This window comes from Streptomyces sp. NBC_00104, assembly GCF_045160825.1.
Classification (GTDB): Bacteria; Actinomycetota; Actinomycetes; order Streptomycetales; family Streptomycetaceae; genus Streptomyces.
This window is the reverse complement of sequence record NZ_CP108215.1, coordinates 3,761,415-3,774,643: the sequence shown is the minus strand read 5'-3', so window position 1 is coordinate 3,774,643 and position 13,229 is coordinate 3,761,415. Positions and strand designations below refer to the sequence as shown.

General features: G+C 72.5%; 9 protein-coding genes. 3 read left to right on the top strand and 6 right to left on the bottom strand.

The genetic code is table 11. From position 1 onward, the window contains the following. Window positions 1-12: 12 nt before the first annotated feature. From OG272_RS16605 to OG272_RS16590, 4 genes are all read right to left on the bottom strand, one after another. Complete coding sequence (locus OG272_RS16605) at window positions 13-1,050, bottom strand: ABC transporter ATP-binding protein (protein ID WP_327729765.1); 1,038 nt, start codon at window positions 1,048-1,050, stop codon at window positions 13-15. Continuing rightward, window positions 1,047-3,086: a dipeptide/oligopeptide/nickel ABC transporter permease/ATP-binding protein gene (locus tag OG272_RS16600; RefSeq protein WP_327729766.1), complete on the bottom strand. Its 2,040-nt coding sequence runs from the start codon at window positions 3,084-3,086 to the stop codon at window positions 1,047-1,049. Before OG272_RS16600 ends, OG272_RS16605 begins: the two co-directional genes overlap by 4 nt. An 87-nt stretch (window positions 3,087-3,173) precedes the next feature. Then, the gene (locus tag OG272_RS16595; RefSeq protein WP_328223030.1) at window positions 3,174-4,133 is read right to left on the bottom strand and encodes an ABC transporter permease; all 960 of its coding nucleotides are present in this window, start codon (window positions 4,131-4,133) and stop codon (window positions 3,174-3,176) included. Window position 4,134: 1 nt separating this feature from the next. Beyond that, window positions 4,135-5,763, bottom strand: coding sequence for an ABC transporter substrate-binding protein (locus OG272_RS16590; protein ID WP_327729768.1), 1,629 nt, complete (start codon window positions 5,761-5,763; stop codon window positions 4,135-4,137). A gap of 278 nt (window positions 5,764-6,041) precedes the next feature. Here OG272_RS16590 and OG272_RS16585 point away from each other — a divergent pair, with 278 nt between their 5' ends. The 3 genes from OG272_RS16585 (at window position 6,042) to OG272_RS16575 (ending at window position 8,278) form a co-directional block, all read left to right on the top strand. Next, window positions 6,042-6,782 carry a FadR/GntR family transcriptional regulator gene (locus tag OG272_RS16585; protein WP_326585832.1) on the top strand — a complete coding sequence of 247 codons (741 nt, stop codon included), beginning with the start codon at window positions 6,042-6,044 and terminating at the stop codon, window positions 6,780-6,782. 3 nt (window positions 6,783-6,785) lie between these two features. After that, complete coding sequence (locus OG272_RS16580) at window positions 6,786-7,226, top strand: protein phosphatase (RefSeq protein WP_327729769.1); 441 nt, start codon at window positions 6,786-6,788, stop codon at window positions 7,224-7,226. 179 nt (window positions 7,227-7,405) lie between these two features. Beyond that, entirely contained in the window at window positions 7,406-8,278 is an 873-nt protein-coding gene (locus OG272_RS16575; RefSeq protein WP_326582893.1) for a hypothetical protein, read from the top strand. Window positions 8,279-8,460: 182 nt separating this feature from the next. Here the strand turns inward: OG272_RS16575 and OG272_RS16570 are convergent, their stop codons facing one another. Together OG272_RS16570 and OG272_RS16565 are read right to left on the bottom strand one after the other, a co-directional pair. Next, a complete protein-coding gene (locus tag OG272_RS16570; protein ID WP_327729770.1) occupies window positions 8,461-9,117 on the bottom strand; it encodes a M15 family metallopeptidase in 657 nt (218 codons plus the stop codon). Window positions 9,118-9,530: 413 nt separating this feature from the next. Next, a complete protein-coding gene (locus OG272_RS16565) occupies window positions 9,531-12,650 on the bottom strand; it encodes a BTAD domain-containing putative transcriptional regulator (protein ID WP_328223028.1) in 3,120 nt (1,039 codons plus the stop codon). Window positions 12,651-13,229 lie beyond the last annotated feature (579 nt).

Genomic DNA, 13,229 nt, shown 5'->3' with positions numbered 1-13,229 from the left:
GCTCCCTTGGTGCTAGGTATCGCGTACGGAATCCGACGCGGGCGCGGCCACCGCCTGGGCGACCAGGTCACGCGTCGACTCCGTCTCCTGCACAGGATGGTGGCAGCGGAAGCGGTGTCCGGGGGCCGACGCGGCCGCGAAGTCCGGCATGATCTCCGCGCAGACGTCGTCCGCCTTCCAGCAGCGCGTACGGAACGGGCAGCCGCTCGGCGGCCGGGTGGCCGACGGGACGGGGCCCACCAGCGGGATCGGGTCGATCGGGTCCAGCAGGCCGGGCGTCGCCGAGAACAGCGCGCGGGTGTACGGGTGCCGGGCACGGTCGCCGACCAGGGCCGCCGGGGTCTCCTCCACGATCCGGCCCAGATACATGGTGATCACCCGGTCGCTCATCCGCCGTACCGTCTGGATGTCGTGCGAGACGAAGACCAGGGCCAGGCCGAGGCGTTCCCTGAGGTCCAGGAGGAGGTTGAGGATCTGGGCGCGGACCGAGACGTCCAGCGCGCTCGTCGGTTCGTCCGCCACCACCAGTTCGGGTTCGAGCGCCAACGCCCGTGCGATCGCCACCCGTTGGCGCTGGCCGCCGGAGAGCCGGCCGGGCAGACCGTCCGCGAGCGCCGGGGGCAGGCCGACCAGTGACATCAACTCCCTTACCCGGTCCTCTCGTTCGGCCGGGGTGCCGCGCCGGTGCACGTCGAGCGGGTCGCGCAGGATCTGGCGGACGGTCAGGCGGCGGTTCAGGGCCGTCGACGGGTCCTGGAAGATCATGCCCGTGCCGCTGCCGACGGCCACCCGGCGCTCGGCCGGCGACATGGACCACAGGTCCCGCCCGCGGAACGAGACCGTGCCGGCCGTCGGCCGGTCCACCCCCACCAGCACCTTCGCCAGCGTCGACTTGCCGCACCCCGACTCGCCCACCACGCCCACCGTCTCACCGGGCGCGATCACCAGGTCGGCGCCGGTCAGCGCGTACACCCGGTCCCGGGTGAACACCCCGCCGCTGCGCGCCCGGTACACGACATGGGCGCCCGAGACCTCCACGAGCGCGCTCACCGCGCCACCTCGCTTCCCGAGTCCTCGGAACGTCCCGTCAGGTCCACCGCCGGGTGGTGGCAGGCCGCCGTGTGCGTACGGGTGCCCCGCAGGGCGGGGGCCGTCGTACGGCAGAGGTCGCCCGCCCGGGGGCAGCGGTCGGTGAAGCGGCAGCCCGCCGGGAAGTCGGCGGGGGAGGGGACGACGCCCTTGATCTGGGTCATCCGCTCGGCCGCCGACTCCAGGGACAGGACGCTGCCCAGCAGCCCGCGCGTGTAGGGGTGCGCGGGCCGCTCCACCAGGTCCGCCGTCACGCCCGTCTCGACGATCTGCCCGCCGTACATCACCACCACCCGGTCGGTCACGTCCGCGATCAGGGCCAGGTCGTGGGAGACGAGGACCAGTGCGAAGCCCAGTTCCTCGCGCAGCCGCAGCAGCAGTTCGATGATCTGCGCCTGGACGGTCACGTCGAGTGCGGTCGTCGGCTCGTCGGCCACGATCAGCCGGGGGTCGCGGGACAGGGCCATCGCGATGAGCACGCGTTGGCGCTGGCCGCCGGAGAGTTCGTGCGGGTAGCTGCGGAGGGTGCGGTCGGGGTCGAGGCCGACCAGGCGCAGCAGTTCGGGCGCGGAGCGTGTGCCGCCCCGGCGTACGACCTGCTTCAGCTGGGCGCGGATCGTCATCGCCGGGTTCAGGGAGGACAGGGCGTCCTGGTAGACCATCGCCATCTCGTGGCCGAGCAGCCGCCGCCGTACGCGCATCGGCTCGCCCACCAACTGCCGCTGGTCGAACCGGACCCGGCCGCGCACCCGGGCGCCCTTCGGTTCCAGGCCCATCACCGTCAGCGCGGTCAGCGACTTGCCGCAGCCCGACTCGCCGACCAGGCCCAGGACTTCACCGGGGCGGACCTCGAAGCTGATGCCGTCGACGATGTCCACGCCCCGGTGGCGTCGGTCGAAGCCGATCGCCAGGTTCTCGACGGACAGGACCGGTCGCCCTTCGGGGAGGGGGCGGGCCCGGGAGCGCAGCCGCACGGCCGCCTCCGTCAGTCCCGGCAGCTCGGGGACCTCGCCGGAACCGCCGCCCGGCTCGGGCGCCTCCGACCGGTCCGCTTCCTCCAGGGGCTCGACCTCCCCGGGCTCCACCTCCTGGGGCTCCGCCTCCCCGGGCTCCGCCTCCCGCGCGACCGGCGCGGCCCACGCGTCGGAGACGCCCTCGGAGAGGATGTTCAGGGACAGGACCGTGACCAGCATCAGCAGACCGGGGAACACGGTCGCCCACCAGCCGCCGGTCAGCACCATGTTCTTGCCGTCCGCGATGACACTGCCCCAGGACGGGTCCGGCGGCCGTACGCCCGCGCCGATGAAGGACAGCGACGCCTCGAAGACGATGGCCTCGGCGACCTGGACCGTGCAGAACACGAGCACCGGGGCGGCGCAGTTGATCGCCACGTGCCGGATCACGATGTGCGGGGTGCGGGCCCCTATCACCCGCTCGGCGGTGACATAGTCCTCGCCGTACTGGTCGAGGACGTTGGCCCGGACGACCCGGGCGACGGGCGGGGTGAACAGGAACGCGATCGCGCAGATCAGGACGGTGATCCCGCCGCCGAAGACGGCGACGAGGACGGCGGCCAGCGCGATGCCGGGGAAGGCCATGACGACGTCCAGGCAGCGCATCAGCGTCTCGTCGACCGCCTTGCGCGAGGTCGCGGCCACGGCCCCGACGACCGCGCCCACGACCAGGGCGAGCGCGGTGGCGCCGAGCCCGATCGCCAGCGACCAGCGGGCCCCGTACATCAGCCGGCTCAGGATGTCCCGGCCGAGGCTGTCCTGGCCCATCCAGTGGTCGGCGGAGGGCGCGCCGGTGCCGCCGGCCAGGGTCTGCTGGTCGAGCGGGTCGTGCGGGGCGAGCCAGGGGGCGAGGAGTGCCGTGAGGGCCACGACCGCCAGGAAGCAGACCGCGATCCGGGAGAGCGGAGGCAGCCCGCGCCAGGAGCGCGGCCGGACGCCGGGCCGGGACAGCGCCTCCGTCAGGCGTTTGCGCGTGGTCACCATCAGGCCGAACATCAGGGCATCGGCTCCCGTCCGAGCATCAGGGCATCAGCTCGCATCCCTCGGTCGTCGTCACAGTGCGTCCCCGGGTCAACTTGCTTCCCTGAGGCGCGGGTTCACCAGGAGGTAGAGGACGTCGATGACCAGGTTCACGACCACGAAGCCCGCGGCCGTGGTCAGGACGACACCCTGGACGACCGCCGGATCGCCGTTCTTCACGGCGTCGATCATCAACTTGCCCATCCCCGGCAGCGAGAAGATCGTCTCGATGACGACCGCGCCGCCGAGCAGATAGCCGACGCGCAGCCCCAGCACGGTCAGCGGATTGATCAGCGCGTTCCGCAGCACGTTCCGGCCCACCACGACCCGTGGCGGCAGCCCGCTCCCGATCGCCGTCCGTACGTAGTCCCTGTCCAGCTCCTCCACCACGGCCGTCCGTACGATCCGGGTGAGCTGTGCCGCCACCGGCAGCGACAGCGCGAACGCCGGCAGCGTCATCGTCCTCAGCCACCCGGTGAAGGAGTCCGCCGGATTCACGTACCCGCCCGTCGGGAACCAGCCCAGGTCCACCGCCAGGTACTGGATCATCAGCAGCGCCAGCCAGAACCCGGGCGCCGCGACCCCGGTCAGCGACACCACCCGGATGACCTGGTCCGCCGGCCGGTCCCGGTGGATCGCCGCGGTGACCCCGCCGAGCAGCGACAGCACGACCGCGATGCCCAGCCCCAGGAAGGTCAGCTGGAGGGTGAGCGGCAGCGCGGTCATGACCTGGTCGACGACGGGGGCCCGGGTGAGCGCGCTGATCCCCATGTCCCCGTGCAGCAGTTCCCCGACGAACCCGGCGTAACGGACCGGCAGGGGGTCCAGAAGCCCGTTCTCCTCCCGGAAATCGTGCAACTGCTCCGGTGTCGGATTGGCCCCCTGGAAGAACGCGGACGCCGGATCGACATCCGAGAACCGCATGACGACGAACACGAACAGGATGATCCCGAGCATCAGCGGAACGAGCAGAGCGATCCGCCGGATCAGAATGCGCAGGACAGCGACCACGCTAAACCCACTTGGCCTGAAGCAGGTTGATACCGGGGTACGGCTGCGCCCTTATCCCGCTGAGCCGCTTCGGATTCCAGGCGGTCATCAACTCGTTGTGCACCACCGGATACAGCACGGCCTGCTCGGCGACGACGTCGATGTAGTCCTGGACCATCGTCTTCTTGCGGTCGGCGTCCGCTTCCCGCGTCGCCCGGTCCATGTCCCGGAAGAGCCCCTTGGCCACCGCGTTGTCGGCCCACCGCGCGTACTGCATCCACAGGTTCTGCGGCCCGTAGTTGTAGTGCATGATCAGATCCGCGTCGAGTCCGAACTGATTGGGATTCGAGGCGGCGGCGACCACCTGGTAGTCCTGCTTCTGGTCCATCTTCGTGAACACCGCGGTGGTCTCCTGCGGCGAGAGCGTCGTCTCGACGCCGATCGCGTCCCAGGACGCCTTGACGGTCGGCAGACAGTCGACGATCCAGCTGACGTTCACCGCGAGGATCTCGATCCTCAGGCCCTTCACCCCGGCCTCCGCCAGCAACGCCTTCGCCTTGTCGGGGTCGTACGCGTACACGTTCTTCGCCGGCCGGTAACTCGGATTCCCCTCGTTGAGAAAGGAACTCGCCGGCTTTCCGTGCCCCTTCAGCGCCACCTCGATCATCTTGTCCCGGTCGATCGCGTAATGCAGCGCCTGCCGCACCCGTACGTCGTCGAAGGGTGTGCGCCGGGTGTTGAACATGAGGAAGAGGTTGTTCATCCCGGAGCCGCCCTGGACGGACATGCCGCCCTTCTCCAGCTGCCCGATATTGGCGTACGGGATGTTGTCGGCGATCTGCGCGCCGGCGCTCGCGCCGGAGATCTTCGCGACGCGCGGGGCCGCGTCCACGATGGTCAGCCAGTTCATCTTCGCGAAGGCCGCCGGGCGGGGGCCGTTGTAGTCGGCGTACGCCTCGAACGTGGTGTTGGACTTCGGATGGTGCGCGGTCTGCCGATACGGCCCCGAACCGATCGCCCTGCCCTTGATGGCCTCCTCCCAGGCACCCGGCCGGGAGAAGACGTGCTTCGGCATGATCTTCGCCAGCGTCAGCCGGGAAAGGCCGTCCGGGAAGGGGAACTTGAGCACCAGCTCGACATTCCGCGCGTCGATCTTCCTGACCTCCTTCAGCCAGCTCGCGAAGAAGCCCTTGGCGAGGGTCTGGGTGTCGGGGTCGAGGATGCGCTCGTACACGAAGACCACGTCGTCGGCGGTCACCGGTTCGCCGTCGTGGAAGGTGGCGCCGGGCCGCAGCTCGAACGTCCACGACGTGCCGTCGAGGTCGCTCGGCACGGCCGTCGCGAGCGCCGCGTACGGCTCGCGCGAGAGGGGGTCGGTGTCGAGGAGGCCTTCGTAGACGTGGTTGTTCGCGGCCATGCAGAAGGCCGACGCGGTCTGGGTCGGGTCCCAGCTGCCGTCGTTGCCGTAGCCGATGACGGCGGTCAGGGTGCCGTTCTTCCCGCCGCCCGAGCCGGTGTCGTTGGTGGACTCCGGCCCGGCCGAACAGGCGGCCAGCGACGAGGAGACGGCGGCGGCCGCGCCCAGCGCGCCGGAGTATTTGAGGAGCGACCGGCGGGTCGGCGCCGGGGCGTCACGGATCACGTCGCGCACGGTTCCTCCAGGGAGGGAGATACGACGTCCTACGTCCTGTAGGGAGCAGCGTGACCCTAAAAGCACCGGTGAGGGCGGTCAAGTGATCGCACACGAATGGCGTACGTGCCAAAGGTGCGACCAATGGCGGATCAACACCGGTATGAAATAAGGACGGTTGAGGGGCCGTTAGGAGAAGATTTCCCGGGGGTGACACGGGGCGTTAACCTGGCGTTCCCCTGGTCAGTCCACGTGGTTTCCGTCCGGAGGTGGGACGTCGGATGTCCGGCGAGCGTACGATGCGGCGCATGTCTCAGGAGAGCGGGAGCCGGCGCCGGCCCGAGCGTCGGGTGAGCAGCCAGATCCAGCGCGAGGTCACGCAGCTCATCCTCGACCGCAAGCTCCAGGCGGGCGCGCCCCTGCCCACCGAGACGGAGCTGATGGAGGACCTCGGCGTCAGCCGCAACTCCGTCCGCGAGGCCCTCAAAGCCCTGCAGGCCCTCGACATAGTCGACATCCGGCACGGCTACGGCACCTACGTCGGCGAGGCCTCCCTCACCCCCCTCGTCGACGGGCTCACCTTCCGCACCCTCGCCCGGCCCGACGGCGACACCGCCGCGCTCGCCGAGATCCTCCAGGTCCGCGAGGTCCTGGAGGACGGCCTCGTACGACGGGTCGCGGGCACCCTCACGGAGGACGAACTGGACGCTCTCGCGGCCGTCGTCGACCGGATGGAGGCGGCCGGGAGGGCGGGCGAACCCGTCGCCGAACTCGACCGCGACTTCCACGAACTCCTCTACGCCTCCCTCGGCAACGCGCTCATCCCCCAGCTCCTCGGCGCCTTCTGGACCGTCTTCCTGCGTGTCGCCGGCGCCCGCGGCTGGACCGACGACCCCACCCCCGAGCTGACCGTCCGCCGCCACCGCGACATCGTGGCCGCCCTCCGCGCCCGGGACGTCGAGGGCGCGCGACAGGCGATGTCCGACCACTTCAGGGGCATCGAGACGAGGGCGGCGCAGGCCTCGCGGGGGGTGGGGTAGCCCATGGGAGCGGTGCCCGGACCCTGGGACCCGGCCGACGCCGGTGTACTGCGGCTGCCCTCCGGCCGGCTGGTGCGCGGCCGGGGGCTGCGCCGGCCGCTCCCCGACGGACCAGTTCCCACGTACGCCGTGTACCTCCTCGGCAAGGAGCCGCCCGAAGTCCCCTGGGAGTCCCGCTGGTTGCGCTGGCCCGACTTCCGGCTGCCCGGTCACCGGGCGGAGGCGGCCCGGGTGCTGCGGGACGCGTGGGAGCGGGCGGCCGACGACCGGGTCGAGCTCGCGTGCGGTGGCGGCCGGGGCCGTACCGGCACCGCGCTGGCCTGTCTGGCGGTGCTGGACGGCGTACCGCCGGAGGAAGCCGTGGCGTACGTACGCCGGCACTACGACCGGCACGCGGTGGAGACCCCTTGGCAGCGGCGGTACGTACGACGGTTCGGGGCCTGACCATCCCCGTGCACCACTGAGCGACCGTGACCACCGGAGCGGGTGGCGCGCAGGAGGTGCAGGAGGTGCAGGCGGTGCGCAGGCGGTGCAGGTGGAGCAACCGGATCAGTCCGCGCAACCGGTAGATCAACTGGAAAATCAGGCGACCCGCCCCCATCGCCCGTGCCACCCTGACCGCCGTGACGCTCCCGGATCCCACCCCGTACGACGCCGACCGCGCGGCCTTCTCCCGTGAGGCCCTCGCCCGACTGGCCCTCTCCTCCTCGGCGAGGGGCACCGCGGGCGGCGCGATGGGCCTGGTGGCCACCCGCAACGACGTGGACACCGGGCTCGGCGGCCGGGCCGGCCAGGCGGCCGGCCTGGTGGAGGCCGCGCGAGGGGTCCTGAGCCGGGCGGTGGTCTACGAACGCGAGCGCGGCGCGACCTGGGAGCAGATCGCGCACTACCTGGAGATCGAGCCGGCGGAGGCCGAGGCCCGCTACGAGCCCGCACTCGCCCGCTGGCGGGAGGCGTTCGACGTGCCGTACCGCCTCGACGCGACCGGCCGCAAACGCGTCCCCCAACTCCCCACGGCGGCCTACGACCCCGCGTACGCGGTCCGTCAACTGGACCTCTGGGCGTACCTGTACGTCGTCAGAGGGGACCGGAGGGCGGTGAGCGGAGGCCTGCCCGGGTACGTCCCGGCGGACGACGAGGACACCTGCCCGAGCCCTCACGGCCCCGACGACCTCGGCGGCCGGGTCCGCGCCGACAGCGTGCGCCCGCTCCTGGAACAGCTCTCCCACTACGTCACCCGCGACCCCTACGCCGTCGAGGACATCGACTGGGACGCGCTCACCGCGGCCCTCGCGACGACGGACGACACGAACGACCGGGACCCGGCCGCCTGGGCCACGCACGCCTTCGACGGCTTCCTCGGCACCGTCCGGGTCCGTCTGGCGCGTTCGGCACGCGCCGACGCGGTGTCCGCCGTCGTCACCGGCGCCGACTCCGCCGATCTGCGGCTGCGTGTCGACACCCTCCTGAACGTCTTCGCGGCACCACCCGCCTGACCCGCCCCGCGGACGACGCCACCCCCGCCACCCCTGCCCGCCCCATCCGCAGGGTGCTGCCCCTGACCCCCGCTACGGGGTTTGCCGCCGAGGCGACAACGGGAGACGGGGTGCAGCCCTCGGGGATGGGACGGGTAGGGACGGCGGGCGCGCGAAGCCACGGACGCCCGGCGTGCCGCGGGCTAGGGACCGGTCCGCGCGGGTCCGTACAGCGCGTTCGGCGCGCCCGTCATCAGCGCCCAGTACCTGTCCCCGTACGACCAGTGCCACCACTCGGTGGGGTAGTTGACCAGCCCGGCCGTGGTGAGGGCCGCGCTCAGGACGCGGCGGTTGCGGCGGGCGGTGTCGGAGATGTTCGGCGCGTCGGTGTAGCAGGCGTCGTCGCTCTCCTCGGGGCTCGCGTCGAGACGCGTGCCCATGTCGAGTTCCTCCCCGGCGGCGGTGCACAGGGTGAGGTCGACCGCGGCGCCGGCGACATGCGGCCCGATCTCCGGCGGGGAGAGGGAACGGCTGGCCTGGACGCGGAGGTACTCCTCCGACCAGTCCGGGTTGGCCTGGCGCAGTTCGGCGGCGTACCTCTCGAAGTACTCGATCTGCAGCGCGAGCGGCCGGTACCCCTCGGTGACCAGCAGCCGCAGCCCGTCGGGCAGCAGCCGGGCGGCGCGCGCGAGACGCCAGGCGACGCCCTCGCGCAGGTGCGCGTACGACCCCTCGGGGTCGGCCTGGCGGGAGTCGACCACCACGAACGGCAGTTCCCTCAGGTCGACCAGGGGTTCACCGCAGTCCTGGACCGGAACGCCGGCGACCTCGGGGTCGCTCATGAGGATGATCGAAGGCATGGGTCGTCTTCCACCGGGCGGGAGGTGTGATGCGGCGGGGTGCGTGGCAGCACCCCGGGGAGGGACTTGATCCCCTGATGTCCCTCCCCGGGGGCTTCCCCCCTTGAGTGGTGGTCTGCGGCCTGGCGCCGGGCGTTCCCCCAGCCCGTCCTGCTGTTCCGAACCCACTGTTGTCACGTTCCCACCGGTCCGTCCCCTGTGCGCTCCGGTGGGCCGACCGGCCGGGCGGTGGTCGCCCGGCCGATCCGTTGTTCCCCCGAGAACACCGAGAATGGCGCACTCCGCTGGAAGTTCTCTGCAAGTCCGCCGCAAGCGGGTTTCGGCCTGGCCGACTTGGGCACCTTCTCCGGCCTACCGGCCGGTCGGTGTGCGACCCGGCGCGGCCCCGGCCCTCCGGTCGCGGCGCTCGCGGGTCACACCCAGGGCCAGGGCTCGTGCCGTTCGCGGGCCTCGCAGGCGTCGAACACCGCCATGGCCTCGGCCCGCAGCGCGTCGGCACCGGCCTGATCGCCGAGCGCGGCCCGTACGACGGACAGGTTGCGCAGGGCGCGGGCCCGGGGCAGGGGCAGGGCGAGGACGCCCCAGAGGGCGGCGGAGGCGGTCAGCAGCCCCTCCGCGTCCGTCAGCCGGCCGTCGGCCAGCGCGCACTCGCCGAGGGTGCGCAGCGTCAGGGCCTCGCCGAAGCGGTCCTCGTGGACCCGGCAGACCTCCAGGATCTCGTGCAGTTCCGTCTCCGTCTCCCGGACGTGCCCCAGCCGCAGCCGGGCCTTGGCCCGGGCCCGTAGGGCGTACGCCGCCATGTGCGGGTCGCCGAGGGCGCGCAGGATCTCCAGTGCCTGCTCGGCCACGCGCGCGGCCTCCTCGTACGCGCCGAGGGAGCGGTGCACCAGGCTGAGCGTGCGCAGCGCCAGGGCCTCGCCGCGCCTGCTGCCGAGCCGCCGGTAGGCCCGCAGCGACTCGTCGAGCAGCGGGAACGCGCCTTTCTGGTCGCCGAGTTCGAGGCGTACGGAACCGCCGTACCGGCAGGCGACCCCGACGCCGGTGTCGTCGCCGATCCGCCGGAAGCCGTCGGCCGCGTCGGTCAGGGCCCGTTCCGCGTCCCGTAGTTCGCCCACCTCGCGGCAGGCGCTGCCGAGGCCGGCGAGGGCGGCGGAACGGCCGCGTACGTCGCCGAGTTCGGTGCAGATGCGTTCGGCGGTGCGGAAGTACTCCTGGGACTCGGCGATGCGGTCCTGTTCGTAGCGCAGCTGGCCGAGACCGATGATCAGCAGGGCCTCGCCCGAGCGGTCCTCGGCGCGGCGGGCCGCCGCCAGGGCGGCATCGTGGCTGCGCCACCAGGCGTCGAAGCGGTTCTTGATGGCGAACGAGGAGGAGCAGAGCGCGGCGGCGGCTTCACAGGCGAGGGTGTGGAGGCCCATCGCCGCCGCGCGCTCGACCGCGGTGGTGAGGGCGTCGGCCTCCGCGTCGAACCAGGCGAAGGGGTCTTCCAGGGCTCGGCGGGCGGTCTGTCCGCCTACCGGGGCGGTGTGCTCGGTTGCTTCGCGGCCGCCGGTTGTCCGTGGTTGCTCGCGCCCGCGCGGCGGAGCCGCATGTGTCACGGCCCCGCGCCCCTTCAGGGGCGCTCGTCTGAAACCCTGCCTCAGGATCACAGCACCCGAGGGCGCCGCCTCCGTCACCCGGTCCATCAGCCACAGACCGGCGGTCAACGCCCGGCCCACCGCCGCCGTGCGGTCGTCGACGGGGTCCTCGGTCTCCGCGCGCTCGGCGGCGTAGACGCGGACGAGGTCGTGCAGGCGGTAGCGGGGCTGGCCGACCTGGTCGGTGCCGGGGCAGGCGATCAGCTGGGCGTCCAGCAGGCGTTCCAGGATCTCCTCGGCCTCGTCCTCCGGCGTGCCGGAGAGCGCGGCCACCGTCCACACGGCGACGTCCGCCGAGCCCAGCGTGGCGATCCGGCGCAGTACGCGGCGGGCGCACTCGTCGAGCGCCCGGTAGCTGAGGCCGAGACCGGCCCGCACCTCCAGGTCGCCCACGGACAGCTCGTCGAGGCGGCGGTGTTCGTCGGCGAGGCGCTCGGCGAGCACGCTGGGCGTCCAGTGCCGCCGGGTCGCCAGGCGGGCGCCGGCGATCCGCAGGGCCAGCGGCAGACCACCGCACAGCTCCACGATCCGCCGTGCCGCGGCCTGCTCGCGCGGGTCGTCCGGGGTGCGTTCCGGCCCGGTGACCCTGGTCAGCAGTTCGAGGCCGCGTTCGTCGTCCAGGACGTCCAGGTCGGTGCGCCGGGCCCCGACGAGCCCGCCGAGCCGGGCCCGTGAGGTCACCAGGACCCCGCAGGTGGCACTGCCCGGCAGCAGCGGCCGCACCTGGGCCTCACCGTTCGCGTCGTCCAGGACCAGCAGGATCCGCCGCCCGGCGACGAGGCTGCGGAACAGGTCGCCGCGCTCGGCCGTGTCCTCCGGCGGGTCCGCGCCGAGCGCCCGCAGCAGCCGGCCCAGGACCTCGGCGGGCGGTACGGGCTCGCTGAAGCCGTGCAGTTCGGCGTAGAGCTGTCCGTCGGGGTACGCGCCGGCCACCCGGTGCGCGGCCTGGACGGCGAGCGCGGACTTGCCCACCCCGGCGGCCCCCGAGACCACGACGACGGGCATCGCCTCCCGCTCGCCGGTCAGCCCCTGGACCACCCGCGCCAGTTCCTCCTCCCGGCCGGTGAAGTCCCCGATGGCGGGCGGCAGGAGGGACACGGGCCGGGGTACGGCGGCGGGCTGCGGAGCGACGGCGGTGGTGGAGGCGAGCAGGGCCGGGTCGGCCCGCAGGATGGCCTCGTACAGCCGGTTCAGCTCCGGGCCCGGGTCGAGGCCCAGTTCCTCGGCGAGCGCGGTCCGCCCCTGCGCGTAGACGGCCAGCGCGTCGGCCTGCCGCCCGAGTCGGTACAGGCCCAGCATCAGCTGTCCGCGCGGCCGCTCCCGGGTCGGACGCGCGCCGACCAGCGAGGTCAGCTCGGTGACCAGCTCCGCCTCGTGCCCGCCGACCTCCAGCTCGGCGGCGATCCGCTCCTCCAGGGCCGCCTGCCGGGCCTCCTCCAGCCGACCGGCCTCACCCCGCAGCGCCTCCCCGACCCCGCCGAGCGCGGGCCCGCGCCACAGCTCCAGCGCCTCCCGCAGCAGCCGGGCGGCCCGGGCGTGGTCGCCGTCGGCCGAGGCCCGCCGCCCGTCGGTGGTGCGCGCCTCGAACTCCGCCAGATCGACCCGTCCGACCCCGGGCCGCATCACATAGCCCGGCGGCCGGGTCTCGATCGCCTCCGCCGCCTCGGCGGGCAGCGCCCTGCGCAGCGCCGACACATACGTCTGCACCAGCGCCCGCGCGGTGTCCGGGGGCTCGTCCCCCCAGATCACGTCCACCAGCGCGTCCGCGGGCACCACCTGGCCGGCCCGCAGCAGCAGGACGGCCAGCAGCGCCCGCGGTTTCGGGCCGCCCAGCCGCAGGGGTCTGTCACCGTGCCAGGCCTCGACCGGGCCGAGCAGTCGGAATTCCAGCTCCACGGGTCCCCATCTTCCGTGCTGTCGGACCGCCGGGACAGCGGTTGCTCACGCAACGTTCGACGCTCATCTACGCCGAGTGGTTTCCCATGACGCGTGATGCGCCCGCGACTTGTCGGAAAACGGGGGAACCAAAGGGAATCTTAGGTGGACAACGCGGAGATTCCCCACCTGAGTGAGGACCACCTGTGACGATGCGGTGCGAGAGCCGTGGGGTCCACAGGTGCGCGGGACGGGCCGCCTGGAAGGCCGACCGCCGGTCCGCGTCGGCGCCCGGCATCCTCGTGCGCGGAACCCGGGCCCGACCGTTCACATACGCGGCATTTGTGCGCAGGTCCGGGTCTTTCGGTCAAGGTCCAACGTTTTTGTGCCGACCGGAAGTTGTACAGGACAGACTCCTGCCGAGTTTAGACACGGCACGTCACCGACGAGACGCGAAGAGTGAAATTCGATGGTGCGGGGGAGCACTGCGAAGGCAGGAGGAGAAGGGCTCGGGGGACGACACTCGGCGGACGCGTCGAAGAGGCGGAGGAATCGGTGGAGGAATTGCGGCGGACGGCCGGTAGGGCGGGAATTGTTCTC

Bases quoted from the DNA above. Each gene is read 5' to 3' on its own strand.
- OG272_RS16585 (WP_326585832.1), top strand. From the start codon at position 6,042: ATGCGGCGCATGTCTCAGGAGAGCGGGAGCCGGCGCCGGCCCGAGCGT.
- OG272_RS16600 (WP_327729766.1), bottom strand. From the start codon at position 3,086: ATGGTGACCACGCGCAAACGCCTGACGGAGGCGCTGTCCCGGCCCGGC.
- OG272_RS16580 (WP_327729769.1), top strand. From the start codon at position 6,786: ATGGGAGCGGTGCCCGGACCCTGGGACCCGGCCGACGCCGGTGTACTG.
- OG272_RS16570 (WP_327729770.1), bottom strand. From the start codon at position 9,117: ATGCCTTCGATCATCCTCATGAGCGACCCCGAGGTCGCCGGCGTTCCG.